This window comes from Ignavibacteriales bacterium (assembly GCA_026390795.1).
Taxonomy (GTDB): domain Bacteria; phylum Bacteroidota; class Ignavibacteria; order Ignavibacteriales; family Melioribacteraceae; genus Fen-1258.
In genome coordinates this window covers 1,480,069-1,503,414 of sequence record JAPLFG010000003.1, presented here as the reverse complement: position 1 = coordinate 1,503,414, position 23,346 = coordinate 1,480,069, and the positions used below count along the sequence as shown (strand labels likewise).

Here is a 23,346-nt window from a genome sequence, read left to right as displayed (position 1 = left end):
CAGATTCCTTTTTAGAAGACGGTTTCAAAATAAGTCCATATCCGTTATTTGTAAAGAAATATTGCGTTTTTAATGAATTAGAAAGGAAAAAATTTTTTATCGAACTACGAAACTTTTCGTATGAACATGGCGTCTCAAGGGTTGAAAAGCAAAAGGATTTGAGATGACAAAGAAACAGACACCGAAACCAACAGATTCAGAACTTGAAATCCTTAGAATACTTTGGGAAAACGGCGCTTCTACAGTTAAATCTGTTAACGAAAAATTGAACGAGAAAAAAGAGAGCGGTTACACAACTACTTTAAAGATGCTTCAAATTATGTTTGAGAAAAATCTTGTGGTGCGGGATGAAAATGAAAGAAGCCACGTTTATAAGGCGGCAATTAATCAGGACGAAATACAAAAAGTTTTACTTGATAAACTATTGGTAACGGCATTCAGCGGATCTGCCGCAAATCTTGTAATGCAGGCTCTTGGTAATTCTCAGCCATCAAAAGAAGAATTGAAAAAAATAAAAGAGTTGTTGAATCAAATCGAAAGGGAACGGAAATGACTATCATTTACGAATTAATCCCGGAAGAATTTATAAAAGCAATCGGCTGGACTATTTTTCATTCTCTCTGGCAGGGTGCGGTAATTTCAGTTTTACTTGCCGGAGTATTATTAATGACCGGCAAAAAAAGCGCGCAGCTTCGTTATAACCTCACGGTTACCGCTCTCTTTTTTATGTTCGGAATTTCAATAATTACATTTACACAAGTTTACAGCTCAAATGCTATTAGCAATTCAGAAAGATTTGAATCTGCATCCGCTTCTAATACTGGTTCAAATGTTTCGGAACAGCCGGATTCAGCCGCACCAAATTCAAATGAAGACCTTACCGGTTTATTGAAATCTTATTTCGCACAAAACTTACCAATGATTGTCACCATTTGGTTTTTAGGATTTTTCGTTTTCTCTTTTCGATTTGCCGGTGGAGTTTTTTATGTACAACGATTGCGATCTAAAGGGATTAGCCCCGTAGATGATCCTTGGTTTTATAGGTTGGAAGAACTTACCGCCAGATTCAAATTGAAAAAACTTGTTCAGATTTTCGAATCCGAACAGGTGAAAACACCTATTACAATTGGTTATTTGAAACCCTTGATTCTTCTTCCAATCGGAATGATAAGCGGTTTACCGCAAGAACAAGTTGAAGCAATAATTATTCACGAATTAGCGCATATAAAACGTTATGATTTTTTAATTAACCTTGTCCAAACATTCATTGAAACAATTTTCTTTTACCATCCGGCTGTCTGGTGGATTTCATCAACGATCAAAAATGAAAGAGAAAATTGCTGTGATGATCTCACATTAAAATTGTGCGGCGGTTCGTTAATCTACTTCAAGGCGCTTTACAATCTTCAGCAAATTTGTTCCGAAGAAAACGAAATTGCACTTGCGGTGATAGGAAAGAAAAATCAATTATTCAGGAGGATAAATAGAATGAACTCGAACAATAAGATTACATCGTACGGAGTTAAGTTCACGGCATTTGCAGTTCTGCTTTTAATCATAGCAGCAGCATCCGTTTATTCAACTTCTTCGGCAAAAGAAAATACACACAGTGTAATTGCGGCATCTTTTGTAAACCCGCTTTCGTTTGCCGGCAATAATATTTTTACAGACCCTTCGTGCAATACAACTTTTGACCGTGATACAACTTCCATCAAAAAAGGAAAGCGCACTCTTAAGTTCTCCGATGATGATAAGAGATACAAAGCGAAATTAAATAACGGTAAGCTTGAGGATCTATCTATTGACGGTGAGAAAGTTGACGAAAAGGAATTGCCGAAATATGATACAATGGTAAATGATAGACTTAACGAATATGATTCGTCGATGAAAGAATTCCGCGAAAACATGAAAGATTATAAAGAGAAAATGAAAGTATTCAAGGAAAAGATGAAAAAATTCAGAGGCAGTCATAATTTTGATTATAATTATGATTTTGACTTTGAGATGCCGGCGATCCCGGACATCTCCGTTAATATACCGGATATGGATACAACTCAATGGAAAAAAATGGCAAAGGAGATTCAATATAATGTTCAAGAAAATCTTGCCCGCCATATGAAACATATGCCGAAAATTCACATTCCCCCAATTCATGTCCCGCGGATTGATATGAAAGAATTTAAACATGGCTGGGATAGTACAGAATTCAACAACGAAGAATTCAAAGAGTCCATGAAGGATTGGAAGGAAAAATTCAGCAAAGAGATGGCTAATTGGAAAGTTGATATGAAAGATTTTAAGGTAAACATGGAAAAATTCAACAAAGAGATGAAGGAAAACGGACCCGGCAGTGATAAGTTTAAGAAAAGTATGAGCGATTTAAAAGTAAATATGGATAACCTGAAAGTGGAAATGAAAAAGTTAAAAGAGTTTATACACGCCACCAAAGATGAGCTAGTAAAAGATAACTTGATTAAAGAAGGAGACGATCTCGATGATTTTACTCTTTCAAAAGATGAAATGATTGTCGCCGGGAAAAAAGTTTCACCGGAGCTTCACAAAAAATATTTAGAGCTTTACAAGAAATATTTTGGAAGGGAAATAACCGGGGATCAGAAGTTCAGAATTAATGATTAGTTCAATATTCTAAGTTCAGTTCCCTCTTCTCTTAATGGAGCGGGAACTGAATGCTGTTTTACTTGTTAAGATTTACCAACGCTTCCTTTATCAACTCTTCAATCGAAATATCCGGAGTCTTATCGGAAATAGCCCGCACCATTCGTTCTGCAACTTTTTGATTATAGCCAAGATTAATTAGCGCCGCAATAGCATCTCCGGGAACAGTCGATTTGTTGAAAGAAACGCCGTCAATTATTTCGGCAACCGATTCAACTTTATCTCGTAATTCAATCACCATTCTTTCCGCGGTTTTTCTGCCGATACCGGGAATTGAAATTAATCTTGATACGTTTCCGCTTTTGAGCGCGTCTTTCAAATCTTCAATTTGAATTCCGGATAATATGCTTTGGGCGGATTTTGGTCCAATGCCGCTGACGCCGATGAGTAATTCAAACATCTCTTTTTCCGCCATCGTATAGAATCCGAAGAGGTCCATTGCTGATTCACGCACGCTTAGGTATGTAAAGAGAGAAGCTTCTTCTTTATCTGCAATCTTTTCGAATGTGGTGATTGAAATATTTACAATGTAACCAACGCCGTTAACATCAATCAAAAGTTTTGTTGGTTTTTTCGATATTATTTTTCCGTGCAGGTAACCGATCATAAGTTTTTAGAAATTACTTGTTGACAAAATACAATTTGTTATTCAATTACTCTATCCGGATTTTCTGCAATAAATTCTTTCCAGTTCTTACTTTTTTTTGAAAATGAATTCATTTTAAAAGCATGACAGATTGCAACCGCCAATGCATCGCTTTCATCAAATTTCATCTTGGTTTTTCGAATGGCTAAAAGTTTTTTGATCATGAACTGCACTTGGTCTTTTGATGAAGCGCCGTTGCCGACTACAGCTTTTTTTATTTCGCGTGGCGAATATTCTTTTATTGCTAGATCGTTATGTATTGCAACCAGCATTGAAACACCGCGTGCATAACCGATCTTTAATGCCGACTGAACATTCTTTCCGTAGAAAGCAGTTTCAAGAGCAAACTCATCCGGTTTGAATTGTTTTATTAATTTATTGAGATCATCGTAAATCGTTTGAAGGCGCGGAGGCATCTCTTTTGTAACGGAGATTTTGATAACTCCCGCAGAGACATATTTCAGTTCATTGCTGTCAAAATCAATTATCCCGTAGCCTGTAAAAATTGTTCCTGGATCAACGCCGAGTATTCTCATATATTTTTAATAGAACGCTGATATTTATGATTATTATGATTTGTTATGATCTTAAATAATCATAAAAAATCTTAACAATCTGCGTTCCTTTATCCTTTATTCAATAAAATCCGCATTTGAAAAAACATTCTGAACATCATCGCTCTCTTCCAAAGCTTCAATCAATTTCATCAATTTTTCAGCGTCATCACCTTTAATTGGAGCACTATTTTTTGCTATCCATTGCAGAGAGGCGTTTTCAACAATTAATTTATTTTCGATTATTTTTTTTCTAACCGTTTCAAAATTTTCCATAGTAGTTGTTACTTCAAAAAAATCTTCTTCGGAAGTAAGGTCGTCGGCACCTGCATCTAGAATAATTTCCATCAAATCATCTTCACTTTTTCCATCGCGTTTAAGAGTAATAATTCCTTTACGCTCGAACATCCATGCAACCGAACCGGTCTCGCCCATATTGCCTAAACCACGACTAAAAATGTGACGGATTTCTGCGACAGTTCTATTTTTATTATCTGTAGCTACTTCAATAAGAAGCGCTACTCCTCCCGGTCCATATCCTTCATAAGTCAATTCGGAAATTTGAGAACCATCGAGTTCGCCGGTGGCTTTTTTAATTGCGCGTTCAATATTATCGGCGGGCATATTTGCCGATTTTGCGTTATCAATTGCAAGACGTAATCTTGGATTGCCATCCGGATCTCCGCCGGCTTGCCGCGCGGCAATTGTAATTTCTCTAATCAGTCTAGTAAAAATTTTTCCGCGTTTAGCGTCAAGGGCTCCTTTCTTTCTTTTTATAGTTGCCCATTTGGAGTGACCCGACATAAAGATTCTCCCTTATGAATTTCCGTTTGAACTTTGTGAAACAGCCTGGTTTTCTTTTATATGAATATCTTTAATACGAATTTGAGGATAGGTTTTTCCTTCCTTTTGAACCGACTCAATTGTGTACACAATATCAATCAAATCTTTACCTTTATCAATAATGGAAACGAAGGCGCCAAGGTTAAAACCGATCGCATCAAAAACTTTTTCATTTCCGTTCTGGCGTAAACTTGTAACAATATGATTAATGCCTACAATTCTTGGTGAGTTTACAACAGTAACATTTTCACTCATAAAAACAGGACGCATATTTCCCGGTCCAAACGGAGCAAATTGATCGAGCACACGGATAAATTTCGGAGAAATTTCGGAGAACGAAAGTTTTGTATCAATGTGAAGTTCGTGCAGTTTATTTTCTGCCGTCATGTTTTGACGAAGTATGAAATTAAATCTTTCTTTGAACTCATCCAATTTTTCAATTTCAATTGCAAGACCTGCTGCTGCTTCATGTCCTCCAAATTGTAATAATAAATCTTCACAACTTTGGAGCGCTTCATAAATATTAAATCCATGGATACTACGCGCTGAACCTTTTGCAACTCCATCGATAGTGGTTAACATCACAGCCGGACGATGAAATTTCTCTACCAGACGAGATGCAACTATTCCAATAACACCGGGATGCCAATCGTCATAATGCAAAACTATGCCGAGGTCGGAATCCATATTAATTTCGGAATCAACTAATTGCATCGCATGAGAGAAAGTCATCTCGTCAATTTTTCTGCGTTCCGTGTTTTCGTCTTCAAGAACCTGAGCTAGTTCCAATGCTCGCTGTGGATCGTCAGTCGTGAAAAGCTCAACAGCGCGATTAGCATCACCGAGTCTTCCAACAGCATTAATACGGGGTGCTATAGTGAAAACAATTTGTCCAGCATTAAGATTTCCCGGTTCCATACGCGCACTTTTTAATAGCGCAACAATTCCGGGACGCGGATTTGTGTTGATGAGATCAAGTCCTTCTTTTACAAGAACTCTATTTTCATCAACCAACGGGACAATATCTGCCGCGCCCGCAAGCGCAACAAGATCAAGATACTTAAGTGCTAATTCTTTTTTTCCAATTCGTTCGCCAACTGCACTCGCAAGTTTAAAACCAACTCCGGCACCAGAAAGGTGTTTGAACGGATAATTACAGCCCGGTTTAATGGGATCCAAAACTGCATATGCATTCGGAATTTTTTCTTTCGATTGGTGATGATCACAAACTATAGTTTCAATCCCGAGAGAATTTGCATAATCAATTTCTTCAACGGCAGTTATTCCGCAATCAACAGTAATGATTAGACCGACATTGTGTTCTTTAAGAATATCAATACTAGTTATCGAAACACCGTAACCTTCGGTAAGACGGTTAGGAATATATGTTTCTACTTCAGCTCCAAGGTCTTTCAAAAAAAGATACATCAATGCTGCGGAACAAGTCCCGTCAACATCGTAATCTCCGTATACACAAATTTTTTCATTATGTGTAAGAGCATGAATTACCCGTTGAGTTGCCTCATGCATTCCATTCATTAAGAAGGGATCGTGAAGTGTTTCAAGGGAAGGGCGGAAATAATTTTTTGCTTCGTAGAAATTTGTAATGCCCCGTTGTATTAAAAGATTGGCAAGAATATTTGAGACATTTAAACTATCAGCCAGCGCAAGAGTAATTTTTTCGTCCGGCGCTTCTTTTAAGTTCCAGCGTTTGTTTTGCATGGTACCTTCTAGAGAAGAGTACCAGATGATTCATGCATGTAAGCCGAATTTTGTTCCCCGATTAATCGGGGTAGCAGTTATTTGTCTCGTCCCGAAATTACTTCCGGGATCTAGCAGTCTACCCGAAGATATTCAAAGCGAACAACCTTGTCTGAGGGCGAACCCTACAGAAAATCTTCTGCTTGACCTTGCACCAAGTGTGGTTTACCCTGCCGCCGATGTTACCACCGACGCGGTAGGCTCTTACCCTGCCATTTCACCCTTACTCCAAGACAAGCCCGGAGCGGTATTTTTTCTGTGGCACTTTCCGTATTCCCACAATATGAGAATCCCGGGTGTTACCCGGCACTTCGTTCTGCGGAGTTCGGACTTTCCTCTATTCAAGAAGATACTCCTTAAATAGCAACTGCCCAACATGAATCATCTGCTGTTCTTCTACTTATTATTATTTAACAATTTATTTTCAACTGGGGTAAATATAACAAAAAATGTAAGCCGGTGCATCAGCAAAAATTCTGCTTATACTTTATTCGTATTTCCACATTCATGAGTTTATTTAGAGGTTTGATCTACTAATAATGATTCTATATGTCCAGTATTCAATTATACCATCCTATTAACTGCCCATAAGACTAGTAATGAAACGCATGTTTTTTGAGGTTGCGTTTGACATGATAATTTTTCCAATTGCAGTTAGCGGAACCGCCAGAAACATTCCTACAATTCCCCAAATATAGCCCCAGATTAAAAGAGAAAGAAGAATTACAAGCGGATTCAATCCTAGACGGTCACCGAATATTTTGGGCTCTATTATGTTGCCGATTATATTCTGCACAACGATTATTACCGCGGCAAGCAACGCCGCGTACCCGAAAGATTCATATTGTACAAGCGCCATCAATGCGGGAAGAATTACAGCAATCACAGACCCGACATTAGGAATGAAATTTAATAGAAAGGCAAGAAATGCCCAGATAATAAAAAACTCGATCTTAAAGAGCCATAAAATAAAACCGACAATCACACCGACCGATAAACTAATCAACAATTTAGTAATTACATATTTTTGAACTTGCTCGGTGATATCTTTTATTGTCTTCTGAAGTTTTATTTCTCTCTGTATAGTCATCGTTTCAAGATCGGTCTCTCCGGCATCTATTGTTTCTGTTATATTAATTTTAGTTCCCCGCCTAATTTTTTTTAATGAAGACCGAACTCCTTTTTCAACATATCGCATTCTGATAGCTTCAAAAATTTTATCGTGTCCGCTGTTGATAAAAATAAAAAAGAAAAATACGAGCAATACAGCAACAATCACGGATAGGGTGGAAGAGAAAACACCGCTAGCCAAATCGCCCACATCAACAGATTGAATAATTTTAGAGATGTTAAAGTGAGTAAGCAGCCTGTTCTTTAATCCCAAAGACACTGCCGACGAGCTAATTATATGATTAAGTTTTGCTTCGTACATTGGAAATTGTGAACTGAATGCTATGAACCGATCAATAATTATTTTGGAAATTCCGTAGAATAAAGAAGTTGTCAGCAAAAGGTCGATGAATATTATTATCGGCAACGGTATTTTTTTTGATTTTAAAAATTCGTTCAACGGCTCAAAAAAGAAAAAAAGTAAGTATGCAATTACAAGGGGAATAAAAATGTGCTGAAGTTCTTTAAGCACAACGCAGATAAAAAATAAACCGATAAAGGAAACAAAAAATTTTACGACTGGGTCGCCAAGTGATTTCTTCATAGTCTAATTTCTATTTTTACTATAGATAATTTACTAAAAATGAATTTATATAACGTGAATTTTTAGCTAAATTCATACACGATTTCAATTCTTAACAAGGAGATAGTTAATGACTAGGCAATTCTTTAAAATAAAAAATAACCTTCTCGTTATTCTCTTTTCATTTATTGCCTTTTCCATTTTGGCAAATGGCGAGAGGGATAAGAATCTCACCGAATCGAATAAGAGTTCTTTGCTAACTCATCCTGTCTGGAGCGTCAATTCAACAATATACGAAGTGAATGTAAGGCAATATACACCCGAAGGAACATTTAATGCTTTCGCTCAAACATTACCCAGCCTAAGTAAAATGGGAATTGGAATTCTATGGTTCATGCCAATTAATCCGATTGGGGAATTAAATAGAAAAGGTTCTCTCGGAAGTTATTATTCCGTTAAAGATTATACAGCAATAAATCCCGAGTTTGGAACATTAGAAGATTTTAAAACTTTGGTTGGTCAAACTCATGCGCTGGGGATGCATGTAATTATTGATTGGGTTGCTAATCATACTTCATGGGATAATGTTTGGACTAAAACTCACCCCGATTATTACAAGAAAGATAAAAATGGAAATCATGTTTCCCCTTTCGATTGGACAGATGTCATCTCATTAGATTACAGCAATAAAGAATTATGGAACTCGATGCGTGATGCGATGAAATTTTGGATTGAACAGTGCGATATTGATGGCTTCCGCTGCGATGTAGCGGCAATGGTTCCACTTGATTTTTGGAAATGGGTTCGCCCGCAGCTTGAAGCAATAAAACCGATTTTTATGCTTGCGGAAGCGAACGAACCGGAACTTCACCAGGCATTTGATATGACATACAATTGGCAATTGAAGGATCTGTTTGTTGGCTGTGCTAAAGGGACAAAAGACGCAATAGACTTTTACAAATATTTCGAAAAAGAGAAAAGTGAATATCCGGCTGATTCTTACAGAATGGTCTTCACATCGAATCACGATGAAAATTCGTGGAATGGATCTGATAAAGAAAGATATGGCGATGCCGCGGAACCGTTTGCTGTTGCAGCTGCACTTCTTCCGGGAATGCCGCTTTTATATAACGGTCAAGAAGCAGGGTTGGATAAACGTTTACTTTTTTTTGAAAAAGATCTAATTGATTGGAAAGAAAATAAAATGAGAGATATTTATACAAAGCTTTTTCAACTCAAGAAAGAAAATAAAGCTTTGTGGAACGGCTCTTCAGGCGGCGGATTTCAAAAAATTAATGCCGATGATAAAAATATTTTTGCGTATGTTAGAGAAAAAGATGGCAATAAGATTGCCGCCTTCTTTAATTTCTCGGCTATTAAAAAACAGGTAACAATTTCTGATCCCAAACTTGTGGGAACATACAAAAATCTTTTCACCGGCAGTGGTGCGCAATTAAGTTCGCCGTATCAATTAATTCTTGAGCCATGGGGCTACGAGGTATTCATTAAGAATTAGGGGGAATTGTTCGATAATAAAATGATAATAAAATAATATTCCATAAACTATCTAGATAATGGGTCATAAAGAAAAAATATCTTCCTCCAACAAGATCGTTTATATCCTAATTCTAAGCGCCGGATTAGTGATGGCGCTTACCGTTCTATTCAGTTTGTTTATGGGACTCAGAACAAATTTCTTTTATTCAACTCTTTTAAACTCAGCCTTCGAAATCAAATCCAACATGTTAAAGGCACGCACGGAATTCATCAAAAACATTGAACAGCCGTCCCAGGAAACAGTCAGAAGCGCTTTGGAGTACCTTGAATTTGTAGAATACAATGCTGTACTTGTTCTTGAACAAAAAGACGCCACAAATATTCTTCCAATTTCTATCGATAACAAAAATTTAAAATCTAGTGTTCAAAAACTCCAGGTTCTGCTCTTCGATTACCGGGCGCTTTCTTTAAAAATTTCCTCCAACGCTAGAAATAGCGAAGAAGCTGAATTAAGAGCTAATTGGGAAGATCTTTTCAATCAAATAGAAAATAGATCCGCCGAGATAGAAAAAGAAATTCATACAATATTAAAAGCGCAGGTCAATAATTTTAGAATTACTCAATTTGTTTTAATCGGAATAAGTCTAATACTTTCGTTTAGCACCGCATTCGTATTTTACCGTTCCGAAAAAAGCAGGGTAGCATTCATACACAAAATTGAAAACGCAAACCTCAGCCTGGAAAAGGGATTGAGAAAAACTACCCGCATCGAAGAAGCGCTTCAAAAAAGCCAAAGGCAGTTAGATACACTAATTCAAAATTTACCGGGAATGGTTTACCGGTGCGGACTTGATAGCCCATGGGCTTTCGAATTCGTTAGTGATAAATGCATTGTAATTACGGGATATAAAGCTACCGAATTTATGTCGGGTAAATCTGTTCCCTACTACGATCTAATTCATCCCGACGACAAGAAGAAGATACTTGAACAGGTTCGAAACGCCGTTGAAGAGAGAAAACCTTACCAGTTAGTTTATAGAATTAAAACAACCGGCGGTTATGAAAAATGGGTTTGGGAACAAGGCGTTGGAATTTTTTCTGAAAATGAGGATGAATTAGTTGCGCTCGAAGGTTTTATTACCGATATCACAGAACAAAAGACAGGCGAAGATCAGATCTCTCTTCAGAGTAATGCGCTTGAAGCGGCGGCAAATAGTATTGTTATTTCTGATCTCGAAGGAAAGGTTATATGGGTCAATTCCGCTTTTACTAAGCTGACAGGCTATTCAAGCAGCGAGATATTTGGTAAATCCCTTAGTATTCTGAAATCCGGCGTGCACCCGCAAACCTATTACGAGTATATTGAACATGCTGTAAAAACAGGCGAGATCTTCAGAGGAGAAATAATTAATAAACGAAAAGACGGTTCTCTTTATACGGAAGAATTTACAATTACACCGGTTAAGAATTTATCTAACGAAATTATTTATTACGTTGAAATTAAACAGGACGTTACGGAACGAAAAAATGCAGAAGAAGCATTAAGAGAAAGCGAGCTTCGGTTTAGAGGATTATATGAAAATGCGACCATCGGAATTTACCGTACCACTCCGGAAGGTAAAATCCTTATGGCAAACCCTACTCTTCAAAAAATTCTTGGCTACAGCTCATTTGAAGAAATTGCTAACTTAGAAGCAATGGAAACATACATAGATCCCAAGGTCCGTGAATTTTTTAAAGCTGAACTTGAGCAATACGGTAAGATATTCGGCTTCGAAACCAAATGGAGAAAAAAGGACGGATCAATAATTTTTGTTCGGGAAAGCGCCCGTGCTGTTAAAGATGATGAAGGAAACATCTTGTATTACGAAGGTACTCTTGAAGATATAAATGATAAAAAGAGAATTGAAGAAGCGCTGGTTGAGGCAAAGGAACATGCCGAACAATCGGATAAACTTAAATCGGAGTTCCTCGCGCAGATGTCCCACGAAATCCGCACACCACTGAATGTGATTTTAAGTTTTACCGGAATGATGAAAGATGAACTTCAGGACAAAGTTGATGATGAACTGAAAAATGCATTTGATGTTATAGAAGATGAAGGCAGACGGATAATGAGAACCGTCGAGCTTATCCTTAACATGTCCGAGCTTCAAACCGGATCTTATTCCTTCTGTTCTAAAAAAATTGATCTGTTGAAAGATGTGCTTCAAAAGAGTCATAAAAGTTTTCAAAAAATTGCCGAGAAGAAAAAAATTCTTTTTGGTCTTTATAATAACAGCGCCGAGACAATGATAGATGCCGATGAATATTCTATTAACCAGGTATTTCATCATTTAATTGAGAACGCTATTAAATATACTTCTACGGGAAAAATTGATATTATAATCGGGCGAGATCCCCGCAATAATTTATATGTTGATGTTATTGATACAGGGATTGGAATTGGAAGTGAGTTTCTGCCAAAATTGTTTTCACCTTTCACAAGAGAAGAACAGGGCTATACTAGGAATTTTGAGGGCAATGGATTGGGACTGGCTTTGGCAAAAAAATATTGCGACCTTAACGGAGCTAATATAAAAGCAACAAGCGTTAAGGGTAAAGGAACAACGTTTCGCGTTACCTTTTCGAATCAAGGCTGATAATTATGACGCCTACATTTAAACCTTTAACAGAAAAAACATGGAATGATTTTGAAAACCTATTTGGTGAACGGGGAGCTTGCGGTGGATGCTGGTGTATGAGCTGGCGATTAAAGTCCTCCGATTTTGAAAAGCAAAAAGGTATTGGCAATAAAAAAACAATGCGGGGTTTGGTAAAGAAAAAAGAACAGATTGGAATAATAGCATATATTGGGAAACGACCGATTGGCTGGTGCGCAGTTGCGCCAAGAGAAAAATTTATACGGTTAGATAATTCACGTGTATTAGAAAGAGTTGATAATGAATCCGTGTGGTCAATAACATGTTTTTTCATAATTAAAGAATTCCGGAGAAAAGGATTATCGACTGAATTGCTTAATGGCGTTATCAACTACTGTAAAAAGAAAAAAGTAAAAATACTTGAAGGATATCCAACCGTTCCATACAATAAAAATATTCCCGCGGCTTTTGCATGGACAGGCATTCCAATCTCGTTTGAAAGAGCCGGATTTAAAGAAGTTGAAAGAAGAAGCAAATCACGACCTATTATGAGGTACTATCTATAATGAATATAAGTCTTGGAGAGAAAATGAGATCAAAGTTAACGGTAATTGTTCTATTAGTTTTTTTTAGTTCGCTCACATTTGCGCAAGATGATATTAATTCTACAACACTCAAAAATGTTGGCGATAATAGTCCGGCGTTTACAACAACATCTTTAAACGGAAATTCGTTTTCTTCCGAGTCGCTAAAAAATAAAGTGGTGTTAATAAATTTCTGGGCTACCTGGTGCCCGCCATGCAAAGCAGAACTTCCCCTTCTGCAAAAAAATATTTACGACAGAATTAAAAATGCAAATTTTGCGGTCCTTTGCATCTCCCGCGGAGAGAAAGAAGAAGTTGTTAAAAAATTCATCGAGCAATATAAGTACACTTTCCCGGTCTATCTTGACCCCGACACTAAGACATATAGTCAGTTCGCGACAAAATATATTCCAAGAAATTTTGTTATTGGTAAAGACGGGAAGATAAAATGGGCTAGCACCGGTTTTGCTCAAAAAGAATTTGAGAAAATGATAGCTTTAATTGAGGAAGAATTAAAGAAGTAAACTAAGGAATCAAGGTGCTCGGTAGCGGAATTAGAAATATTTATCGAGCATCTTAAATCACGAATTGCTATTCAGCAATTTTTCTTTACACACTTCTAAACTTTTCTTTTGCTCTTCACTTACTTCGGGATATTTTAAATCCATGCTTTTCATTGTTTCAATTATCACCTCGGATATTGCAAGCCGTGTAAACCATTTTTTATCTGCCGGAATTATATACCATGGCGCGAACTTAGTACTGGTGGCGCTGATTGCATCTTCGTAACATTTCATATAGTTGTTCCAATAATCTCGTTCTGTTAAATCGCCGGCGGAGAATTTCCAATTTTTAGAAGGGTCATCAATTCTTTCTAAAAATCTTTTTGCTTGTTCCTTTTTCGAAATGTTTAAATAGAATTTTATAATGTACGTTCCGTTTTCATAAAGATATTTTTCAAAATTCCGGATTTGATCGAATCGATCTTCCCATATATTATTGGTTATAAATTCAGCCGGAATTTTTTGCGATTTTATCAAATCGTGGACACGTACAATTAATACTTCTTCGTAGTATGACCGGTTAAAAATTCCAATGCGTCCCCGTTCCGGCAATGATTTGCTCGTCCGCCACATATAATCATGATTAAGTTCTTCCGTTGAAGGCTGTTTAAAACTGAAGACTTGCGTTCCTTGCGGATTCAGTCCGCTCATCACATGTTTAATAGCGCTGTCTTTACCTGCGGCATCCATTGCCTGAAATATAATGAGGAGCGAATATTTATCCTGCGCATATAACCTTTCTTGAAGCTCCGCCATTTTTCTGATATTTTTTTCAAGTAATTCTTCACCTTCTTCTTTCGATTCAAGTTTACCGGTGTAATCGGTATCGTATTTTGAAAGATTTATTTTCTCGTCTTTTTGAACTCTAAACTTTTCATTGTCCATGCTACCGCATCCTTTTTTTTACATTGTGATGATATATGAAGCCAGCTGAATAATCAAGTAGGTAGTTAGATTGATTTCAAAATTGATTGATAGTAGTTGCCCAGAAAAATAAGGGACGAAAACATTCGCCTTCTCAATTTACTTTGTAAAAATAAACTCTGAATATTCAGTCGGGGGAGGTTTTATAAATCCTTTTTCAATTAATGTCTTAGTCGTTTGTGTAATAATGAATTGATAAAACCATGCAAACCATTCCCGGAAAGATGTTTGATCTTTATAAATAGAATTGAGGTACAACTTCACAAAGAGAGTTCGGTTCCGCTCAAGATAGTTTATCAAGTCCCGCGAAATAATTGATGCAAGATCGCTCAACATTTTTTGATCTTTTGCGTTTAACACAGGCACTGCTGAATTTTTATCATTCAACAATTTATCCAACTCTGCGCGTTTAATTAATGAATCTGATTTCGCGAATCTATTTCCGTAACAACCGAAAATATAATTCCCGCTCAATTGAAATCTATTCGAGAAAAGGTCGAACGGTTCAGAATTGTTATCAATTTTATTTTCTAGGATCGTCAGGTAATATCTATTGGCACCGCGGTGAGTCGGGTCCGCTTTAATGAATTTATCTGCAACATTCGGCATTTGCCAATAATTATGAACTACATTTCCAAGTATAAAAAGTGATGCCGCATCAAATGAAATATTTTTGAATGCCGGTATTTTTTGACATGCTTCTTTAATCTTTGCCAGCCGGTCAATTGCAATAAGACTCATTTCTTTACCAAGCGAATCGGCAGTTATTTTAATTTTATTCCCATCTTCGAAATTAATCACCACACAAGAAGGCGCAAATTCACCATTGGATGTTACTCTAATTAATCCTTCACCAAAAAGATCGTTAATGCATAAATTATAATCGTTATCGCTAAGCTTGAAATATTCTTTTATCTCGGCTGCCGCGAATTTATTATGCAAAAGAATTAAAATTTCTTTAAGATGTCTTTCGTTTAGATTTATAGCCGGCACCGAGAAATCATTTGAAATAGATCGCACTTCAAATTTGTTCTGGAGAGTTTCCGGAATATCTTTTTTGTGGCTGCATGAAGAAATTAAAATCACGAGCAAAGCGATGAATGTATTATTTAATAATTGTTTCATGCTCGATTATTCCTTGTGTCCGATCATAAGTGAAGAACCGAAGCTTGTATTTTTTCTCTCAATTTTATTAATGCCTGCATTCGTGAACCAATTTCTCATTTCCGCTTCCGTGTAAGTATCTCCACGCTCTGTTCCGACAAGCATATTCAGCGCGAAGAACGCACCTCCCGCCGGTTCAGTTCTATCTTCATTCATCACCCAATCTTTAATAATTATTTGTCCGCCGACATTAAGTGAGTCATAACATTTTTTAATAAGATTATTATTTTCATCAAAGCCATTGATGTGTACAATTGCAGAGAGAAAAATTAAATCGTATCCATTTCCAAAATCGTCAAAAAGATAATTGCCGCTTAAGTAAGATATTTTATCATTCATCTTTTCTTGTTCAACATAACGGGTAGTAATTGGAATAACTTCTGGAAGATCAAACAATACAGCCGACATACTCGGATTCTGTTTGATAAACTCCATCGAAAACGCACCCGAACCTCCGCCGACATCGAGCATTTTCTTAGTATTAGAAAGCTCGAGCAGCATAGCAGTTATCTTTGCTTCTTTAACACCGCGGTAATGCATTGCGGCAATAAACGATTCCAGCCAATCAATTCCTCCGGAAGATGGTTTATCTTCAGCAGCGGTTGTTCCAGCTTTCACCGATTCTGTTAACGAGCTCCAGGTATTCCATAAACCCAGTGAATGGAAAAGTCCTCCCATAAATTCCGGTTTACCCTTAACTAAAAATTGCGCAGCATTATCCGAATTGTAAAATTTTCCTTTAGCCTTGCGAAGAAACTCGAGCGCAACAAGCGCATTCATCAACCGGTCGGTAGCCCGTTCGTCGCAATTAATTTTTTGCGCAACCTCTCTTGAGGGCAGCATCTGTTTATTCAGAATCGTAAATAGATCAAGCTCTATTGCGGTAAGCAATATTCTGCTTTGTTGAAATGAATTTGCCAGGTTACGAATTTCTTCCGGTTTTAGATATTGATTTGGCGGGTTCATAATGGTATCAATTTATTAGAAAAATATTTTTAGGAATCAATCTATTCAAAACAATCTTAGATTCTTCTTCTAAATCCTTCGCCAAGAACTTCGTGTACATTATAAATAATTACAAACGCGTGCGGATCTACTTCTTTTACAACATCTACCAGCTTAGTTACTTCACGGAGCGGAACTACGGTAAGAAGCATTTCACGTTCAATGTTTTTATAAACTCCGCGTGTATCAACAGCTGTTACACCGCGTCCGAGATTTTTCATAATCGCTTCAGAGATTTCAATAAATTTATCGGAGATAATATATGCCGCGCGTGCGTAATCAAATCCGTCAATTATAACATCGATCAATCTTGATGAAATAAATAAAAGGAAGAGCGCATAAAACGTAAGAACCAGCGCCGGTCTATCCGGAGAAAGATTTTTAAATTCAATGATCAATCCCGCCATTGCAATTACAAAAAAATCCGTGAACATGATTGCGTGACCAGGTTTAATGCCGTATCGTTTATGCAAAATTGAAGCGATGATATCCGAACCGGCGGTTGTTCCCTTGAACTTGAAAATTATTCCGAGTCCGACGCCGATCAAAACAGAACCGATTAAAATCAGAAATAGAAAATCGTTTTTGTACAAATCTTGAATTGTTGCGGAATCCTGAAGGCGTATGTAATTAAAGCCGGGAACGTCACCGCGGAACAGATCAATAAATAAAGAATTCAGAGTGAAGCCAAAAAACGTTCGCGCACCGAATTGTTTTCCTAGTTCCTTCAATCCCCACAAAAAAAGAGGAATGTTGAAAATCCAGATCAGCATGCCAACTGAAAGTCCGGTGAGATAATGAATTGCCATCGCAAGTCCGCTCACGCCGCCGGGCACAACTTTGGCATCAACAAGAAAAACCCCAATGCCGATTGCCATCATCGCCGAACCGAAAGCAATAGCTAAATAATCGATGACCGGATATTTTTTGAAAAATCGTTTTATCATTAGAGATCACAATAAATATTTTATAGTAGCCAGCTCAAAAATAATCAGAAAAATTCCGGCTTGAAAGGAAAGAATTACTAATTAGGCAACTAACCAGGGTCTTAAAATTTTCCTTCTCGGTAGAGCATTTGCGTTTTAACTCTCAGCAATTGGCGTTCAATAATTAGATCCGCTAGTTTCTCGGGAATTGTTGTCCGGTCTTTTGAATGGAGAATTTCGCTAACTTTTTTTTCATTCACGTCAATGCGGTAAAGATTATTTAGAAAGCGGTCGTAATCTCTGGAAATCAACTCGGTCACTTTTTTGATCAGATGTTCTCTGATAAGTGAAAGATTGTCTAATGCGGGAAGTGAATTACCAGCAAGAGAAAAATCTTTGTTAAGTTTTTCTACAAGCGAAGGGTATAATTCTTGTTCAGTCATATTATAATTTGATCCGGTTAGCCGGCATTGTACAAAAAACGAGGCGGTCATTCGACCGCCTCGTTATTATTAGATCAATATTTATATTTCAACCACTTAACAACTTCAGACCATTTCGGTTTTTTACCTGTTCGTAAAATTCCAACGCGATAAATTTTACCTGCAACAGGAAAGACAAAAAAGATTGCCGCTATGTTGATCACTATGCTGAATATCAATTGCCAAAGAGGAACTTCAACAATCGTCATTTTAACCGGCATAACCATAATAGAAGTGAAAGGAAGAAGTGCTGTAACATTTCCAACCGGACTATTAGGATTTTCCATCATAGAAATTGCGATGAAGAATGGAATCATAATGAGCATCATTATAGGCCACATTCCGCTTTGCGCATCTTGCGGATTATCGAAAATTGACCCGACCATTCCAAATAAGCTAAGGAATAAAACTAATCCAACTCCAAAGTTTACAAGCAGAAATACTACTTGAGTTGTACTGATGCTTACAACCACTTCCGGAGGAAGAGCAAATATTGCAGATGAAGCTACGGCTACAATTGCGGCAAGCCAAATGGACATTTGCATTAAAGCTGTGACCGCAGAACCAACTATCTTTCCGGTCATTAATTCTTTTGAACTGACTGAAGAAAGAATTACTTCTACAATTCTGTTTGCTTTCTCTTGAATTACTGATTGAAGCATCATCTGTCCGCTCATAAGAAGACTAATATAAAGCAGAAAAGCGAAGACATAAGAAAGAATTAAACTACCGAATCCCTCCTCTTTTATGTTATCATCTTTCGAAATTTTGAATCCGTTGAAATCAATTCCCTTCCGGGCAAAATCCAACTCGTCTGCAGAGAGAGATCTGTTGTTAAAATAAGTATCAATCAAAACTTTATTGATTGGTCCTTCTAATCTGCGGGTTAAAGAAAGATTTGTCGGCGACTTTGAATAATACTCCAACTTTTTATCCTTCATTGCAGATGCCGGGACATAAATAATTCCGGTAATTTTACCATCTAGCAATTGTTTCTTATTCGTTTCTAATAATTGTTTAAGTTCGTCACGGGTCATTGTATAAAAGCTAAAATCGTACTTGCCGTTTTTCATCAAATCGGATTTTGCTAATTCATTCTGGAAGGCATCCGTCAATTTTTGTTCTTCTGCAACAATACTTATTTTTGAATATGCCTCATCCATGTGAAGGAGCGCTTGAATTCCAACAACTACAAACAAAAAGACCGGGAACAAAACTGTTGTTAAGATAAAAGATTTGGAAAAGAGTTTTTCCTTTAACTCGCGCTTTACAATTCCAAGAATTCTATAATTAAACATTGCGCACCTCCTTACCATTTGTTCCGTCTTCATGCCCGGCGAGCTCAATAAAAATTTCCTGCAGCGAAATATCGTTCGCATCAAATTTCTTGACCGTTACATTTCTATCAATCAACATTTTTAATAATTGCTGGGCTTGATTCGCTTCTTTCAATCTTATGCCGGTTGTGTTTCCATAATTGGCAACCTTATCAACAATCGGATTCCCATTTAGAAAAGAGATATCGCCTTCATATGTTAAGCTTACGTTCTTTTGTGCGTATTTTGATTTCACTTCATTGAGCGATCCTTTCAAAATTATTTTTCCATGATCGATCATAACAATATGGTCGCACATCTTCTCCGCAAAATCCATTAAGTGAGTAGAAAAAATTATGATCTTTCCTTTCTGTTTCATCTCAAGAATTATTTCTCTCAATAAATTTGTATTGATCGGATCGAGACCGGAGAACGGTTCATCCAGAATTATAAATTCGGGATCGTGTAAAATTGTAGCAATGAATTGTACCTTTTGCTGATTACCCTTTGATAGATCTTCGATCTTAGATAACCGCCGGTCGTATAATTCAAACCGTTTGAGATATTCATCTGCTCTTTTATGAACATCCCGCCCCGCTTTTCCTTTGATCTCGGCAAAATAAAGAAGGATATCGATCACTTTCATTTTTTGATATAATCCGCGTTCTTCCGGTAAGTAACCGACTTGATTTTTGAATTCCTGGCCGACTTTAACTCCGCGTAAGACAACCTCGCCGGAATCGGGAAGATATATATTCATCATCATTCTGATGGTGGTTGTTTTACCGGCGCCGTTTCGTCCGATGAGTCCGAAGATTGAACCTTCGGGCACCTCAAACGATGCGTTATCAACCGCGACCAGTTTATCGAAAGTCTTGGTTAGATTTTTAACTTGGAGTGCGTACATTAATTCCCTCATTTATGTGAATTATTGTTTTGTTAAATATAAAATAAGAGTAAGAACAAGAGCAAGATTAATAGAAAGAATCGGAAAGAAATTTTTCAACTCAACGCAAAATCTACAGCTGCCATCGAGTGAATTTCAAGAGTATTGAACAATGGGAGTCCGGAATGCTCTTGTTTTATAAGTAATGGAATTTCAGTGCAGCCTAAAACTATTCCTTCGGCGCCGTTTGTTTTTAACTGTTCAATAATTTTTATAAAACGCAGTCTTGATTCCTCTTTAAAAATATTGTGTAGAAGTTCTTCCGAGATAGTCGTTTGAATAAAATCGCGGTCTTCAATTCGCGGAATTAAAACATTAATATTTGCTTCATTCAATTTCGATTTATAAAAGTCCATTTCCATTGTTTGTTTTGTACCGAGCAAACCGACTTTTTTTAATCCCATGTTTCTAATCTCTATTCCTGTTGCCTGCGCTATGTGAATTAGAGGAACATTTATTTTCAATTCAAGTCGTTGTGCGAATTGATGCATTGTATTGGCGCAAAGCAAAATGCAATCAACACCGGCGCCAATTAGTTTATCGGCGGCATTGCTGATCAACGAAAAGACTCCTTCTGAATCATTTTTTTTGTTGAAGACATCAACTTCGCCGTAATTGAGCGAGACTAAGATGCATTTTGCCGCTTCCAATCCCCCAAGTCTTCTGTTAACTTCTTCATTAATAATTTTGTAGTACTCAACTGTTGAAACCCATCCCGTACCGCCGATTAGTCCAATAGTTTTCATTTGGTTTTTCTTTTTTCTGTTTGCAAAATAAAATTTATTATAAATTATTTTCAGTCCGCGTTAACGGCAAAATAGTTTTCCAATTCCTTGAGAGTATCTTCTCCCGTCTTTATATCTTTAATTATCTTTCCTCTATCTAGCAGCACAATTCTTTTGCATACTTCTGTAACATGATTTAGATCGTGGCTGGAAATTAGAAGAGTAGCCCCTTTATCATTCAGTTCTTTTAAAATTCGTTTGAGTCTAATTACAGAGGAAGGATCAAGATGCGGAAATGGTTCATCCAGTATTACAACTTCCGGATCAGGCAGAAGCGACCCCACAATTCCAACTTTTTTCTGATTCCCCTTTGACATCTCTCTTATAAATTTCTTTTTGCCCAGAATCTCGCCGTTAAAAAAATCCGCATATTGCTGAATCTTCAGCTTTACATCATCTTTTGTAAATCCATGTAAACCGCCGATAAATTCAAAATACTCTTCCGGCAGAAGAAAATCTATTATAAAACTTTCGTCAAGGTAGGAACCGGTATATTTCTTCCAATGATCGCTCAGTTTTACTTCATGCTCTTTTGAACGAACGGAACCCTCGGTTGCCTTAATTATATCCAGCACCAGACTAAAAAATGTAGTTTTTCCCGCACCGTTATTCCCCACCAGCCCAAAACTTTCGCCTTTAGCAATTTTCAATACGGGAATATCCAGAACTGTTGTTTTACCGTAAACCTTTGCAAGATGGTTTGCTTCAATCATTTTTTTATCTCTAAATTATTCTAGTTAAGTCTGTCTGAAGCCTTCCGACATTATATATTTTCTTCTTTGAAATTGTTTTAGAAGTAAGTTCAAAATCTGATTATGAAAAATAAATCCCAGCAAACCCATAATTGCCATTGTTAAAAATCCTGCCTGACTGCTTATTAACATTTTAATGGGTACATAGATAACCGCCACCATAAGCATGAGCATTATTACCGCAAGGAATTGATTGCTTCCTTTTCCCTGCCAGCTGAATATATCTGCTCCAAGATCAAATTTAATTTTATTAAATGTTGCAAGAAATAGAAAGAAAAAGGATGTTACTCCGATATTAAAGACAAACATCAGACTGTTTATAATTAATATATTAATTCCATAATAAACGTAAAAAATCGACACCAGATAAATTGGGGTGCTCATGAGCAGCATAAAGTAGTACTTCGATTTCAGGTAAGTGAACATGTTTATATTGTTTGTATTTACCAATCCGAAATGTTTGCTCTCATAACTGAAGACAGTTAATCCGTATGACATGATAAAAAAACCGGTGATGAATGTGCCTACAAAGATCATCATAAAATCGCCTTCGCTGGTGCCTGCAGCTTGTCTCCCGTTCGGGTAAATCAGGAGACCGTAAAAAATAAACAATGCAGGCATCCAAAGAGTTATTTTAGCGCGCTTGTTTCTCATCATTAATTTAAGATCCAGCGAAATGAGATTGCCTATATCTCCGAATCCTTTTAAAAATGTAAAACTCTCTTTAACAGATCGGTTCTTTTTTTCAACTTCCAAATTTTCCAGATATAGATTCTCAAACAAAAAAGTATAATTGATTATATAAATTAAAACTACCGCTAAAACGGGAATAAACACCAGATATGGATACGTAATGATTGATCCGAACACCTCAGTGCTAAAAGCCGAGAAAGAGATGAAATTCATTTTTTCAAGAAAGACCAAAATGATAATAACTGCGGCAGTAATCGAGGCTATTAATGAATTTTTGAAAAAACTCATTTTTATATAATTGGTAAAGTAGCAGTTGAAGATAATAAGGGAAAGGATCGAAATAAACCACGCACTAGAAGAGATTGCGGAATAAGTATTTAAAACTCCGGTAAAGAAAAACGGAATAATAATTAAAAGAGGCAGAATGTTAAGTGTTGTCCCGAAAGTTTTAAAAAGAATAAAATGCGTGATTATTTTTCTGTCTGTATTAAGAAGAAGATAATGTTTTCCTACTACCGAGCGGAGCTTTTGAAAAAAAAGCCGCAGCATAAATTCAATTCCGAAATAGAATATTAGAGCTCCGTTAAAAACATCAAGCGGGTTGAGTGTTGGATAAGTATCCTTAAGAATTTTATTTAGGAAGTAGCCAAGCAAAAGGAATTCTAAAAAAAGTATAGAGAACATTAGTCCGAAAAAAATATTAACTACTACTTTGCGCTGAAAATCGGGTGATCTTTTTAATGACAACCAGTTATGTTGGATTAACCATTTAATCATAATCGTTTTCCAGTTGCTTATTAAGCTTAAGTCAATACCATTAAGGATTGTAGAACATCAATGTTTTATTAATGCTTCGATTTTTGCTAAGGAATCATTAAAAAAAACGGAGCGGAT

General features: G+C 36.8%; 21 protein-coding genes and 1 other RNA gene. 6 read left to right on the top strand and 16 right to left on the bottom strand.

Annotated elements, in window-relative coordinates:
• The first annotated feature begins 163 nt into the window (after positions 1-163).
• Together NTX65_10280 and NTX65_10275 are read left to right on the top strand one after the other, a co-directional pair.
• A complete protein-coding gene (locus tag NTX65_10280; GenBank protein MCX6169720.1) occupies positions 164-553 on the top strand; it encodes a BlaI/MecI/CopY family transcriptional regulator in 390 nt (129 codons plus the stop codon).
• Complete coding sequence (locus tag NTX65_10275) at positions 550-2,637, top strand: M56 family metallopeptidase (GenBank protein ID MCX6169719.1); 2,088 nt, start codon at positions 550-552, stop codon at positions 2,635-2,637. The genes NTX65_10280 and NTX65_10275 overlap by 4 nt, the downstream gene beginning before the upstream one ends.
• 58 nt (positions 2,638-2,695) lie before the next feature.
• Here NTX65_10275 and ruvA read toward each other — a convergent pair whose 3' ends face one another.
• From ruvA to NTX65_10245, 6 genes are all read right to left on the bottom strand, one after another.
• Positions 2,696-3,283, bottom strand: a complete 588-nt coding sequence (ruvA, locus tag NTX65_10270; protein ID MCX6169718.1) for a Holliday junction branch migration protein RuvA — start codon at positions 3,281-3,283, stop codon at positions 2,696-2,698.
• 38 nt (positions 3,284-3,321) lie between these two features.
• Positions 3,322-3,858: a crossover junction endodeoxyribonuclease RuvC gene (ruvC, locus tag NTX65_10265; protein MCX6169717.1), complete on the bottom strand. Its 537-nt coding sequence runs from the start codon at positions 3,856-3,858 to the stop codon at positions 3,322-3,324.
• 96 nt (positions 3,859-3,954) lie between these two features.
• Positions 3,955-4,680, bottom strand: coding sequence for a YebC/PmpR family DNA-binding transcriptional regulator (locus NTX65_10260; GenBank protein ID MCX6169716.1), 726 nt, complete (start codon positions 4,678-4,680; stop codon positions 3,955-3,957).
• A 12-nt stretch (positions 4,681-4,692) separates the two neighbouring features.
• Positions 4,693-6,441, bottom strand: coding sequence for a single-stranded-DNA-specific exonuclease RecJ (gene recJ / locus NTX65_10255; protein ID MCX6169715.1), 1,749 nt, complete (start codon positions 6,439-6,441; stop codon positions 4,693-4,695).
• 23 nt (positions 6,442-6,464) lie between these two features.
• Positions 6,465-6,863, bottom strand: an RNA gene (gene rnpB / locus NTX65_10250) — RNase P RNA component class A.
• Between the two features lie 194 nt (positions 6,864-7,057).
• On the bottom strand, positions 7,058-8,194 hold the full coding sequence (locus NTX65_10245; GenBank protein ID MCX6169714.1) for an AI-2E family transporter: 1,137 nt from the start codon (positions 8,192-8,194) through the stop codon (positions 7,058-7,060).
• 109 nt (positions 8,195-8,303) lie between these two features.
• Between NTX65_10245 and NTX65_10240 the strand changes: the two genes are divergently transcribed.
• From NTX65_10240 to NTX65_10225, 4 genes are all read left to right on the top strand, one after another.
• Positions 8,304-9,689: an alpha-amylase family glycosyl hydrolase gene (locus NTX65_10240; protein ID MCX6169713.1), complete on the top strand. Its 1,386-nt coding sequence runs from the start codon at positions 8,304-8,306 to the stop codon at positions 9,687-9,689.
• 130 nt (positions 9,690-9,819) lie between these two features.
• On the top strand, positions 9,820-12,312 hold the full coding sequence (locus NTX65_10235) for a PAS domain-containing sensor histidine kinase (protein ID MCX6169712.1): 2,493 nt from the start codon (positions 9,820-9,822) through the stop codon (positions 12,310-12,312).
• A gap of 5 nt (positions 12,313-12,317) precedes the next feature.
• On the top strand, positions 12,318-12,878 hold the full coding sequence (locus NTX65_10230) for a GNAT family N-acetyltransferase (GenBank protein ID MCX6169711.1): 561 nt from the start codon (positions 12,318-12,320) through the stop codon (positions 12,876-12,878).
• Positions 12,879-12,901: 23 nt separating this feature from the next.
• Positions 12,902-13,420 (top strand): TlpA disulfide reductase family protein, encoded by a 519-nt coding sequence (locus NTX65_10225; GenBank protein ID MCX6169710.1) that lies wholly within the window; start codon positions 12,902-12,904, stop codon positions 13,418-13,420.
• Between the two features lie 57 nt (positions 13,421-13,477).
• Here NTX65_10225 and NTX65_10220 read toward each other — a convergent pair whose 3' ends face one another.
• The 10 genes from NTX65_10220 to NTX65_10175 all read right to left on the bottom strand — a co-directional run bounded on the left by NTX65_10220 (position 13,478) and on the right by NTX65_10175 (position 23,229).
• The gene (locus NTX65_10220; protein ID MCX6169709.1) at positions 13,478-14,344 is read right to left on the bottom strand and encodes a polyphosphate kinase 2 family protein; all 867 of its coding nucleotides are present in this window, start codon (positions 14,342-14,344) and stop codon (positions 13,478-13,480) included.
• 138 nt (positions 14,345-14,482) lie between these two features.
• The gene (locus NTX65_10215; GenBank protein ID MCX6169708.1) at positions 14,483-15,508 is read right to left on the bottom strand and encodes a hypothetical protein; all 1,026 of its coding nucleotides are present in this window, start codon (positions 15,506-15,508) and stop codon (positions 14,483-14,485) included.
• Positions 15,509-15,514: 6 nt separating this feature from the next.
• A complete protein-coding gene (locus NTX65_10210) occupies positions 15,515-16,513 on the bottom strand; it encodes a methyltransferase (GenBank protein MCX6169707.1) in 999 nt (332 codons plus the stop codon).
• 56 nt (positions 16,514-16,569) lie between these two features.
• Positions 16,570-17,499 (bottom strand): YitT family protein, encoded by a 930-nt coding sequence (locus NTX65_10205; GenBank protein MCX6169706.1) that lies wholly within the window; start codon positions 17,497-17,499, stop codon positions 16,570-16,572.
• 101 nt (positions 17,500-17,600) lie between these two features.
• Entirely contained in the window at positions 17,601-17,972 is a 372-nt protein-coding gene (locus NTX65_10200) for a hypothetical protein (protein MCX6169705.1), read from the bottom strand.
• 23 nt (positions 17,973-17,995) lie between these two features.
• Complete coding sequence (locus NTX65_10195) at positions 17,996-19,258, bottom strand: ABC transporter permease (GenBank protein MCX6169704.1); 1,263 nt, start codon at positions 19,256-19,258, stop codon at positions 17,996-17,998.
• Positions 19,251-20,183 (bottom strand): ATP-binding cassette domain-containing protein, encoded by a 933-nt coding sequence (locus tag NTX65_10190; GenBank protein MCX6169703.1) that lies wholly within the window; start codon positions 20,181-20,183, stop codon positions 19,251-19,253. The genes NTX65_10195 and NTX65_10190 overlap by 8 nt, the downstream gene beginning before the upstream one ends.
• A gap of 95 nt (positions 20,184-20,278) precedes the next feature.
• Entirely contained in the window at positions 20,279-20,968 is a 690-nt protein-coding gene (locus NTX65_10185) for an amino acid racemase (protein ID MCX6169702.1), read from the bottom strand.
• A gap of 50 nt (positions 20,969-21,018) precedes the next feature.
• A complete protein-coding gene (locus NTX65_10180) occupies positions 21,019-21,720 on the bottom strand; it encodes an ABC transporter ATP-binding protein (protein ID MCX6169701.1) in 702 nt (233 codons plus the stop codon).
• Between the two features lie 24 nt (positions 21,721-21,744).
• Entirely contained in the window at positions 21,745-23,229 is a 1,485-nt protein-coding gene (locus NTX65_10175; GenBank protein ID MCX6169700.1) for a DUF5687 family protein, read from the bottom strand.
• Positions 23,230-23,346: the final 117 nt, after the last annotated feature.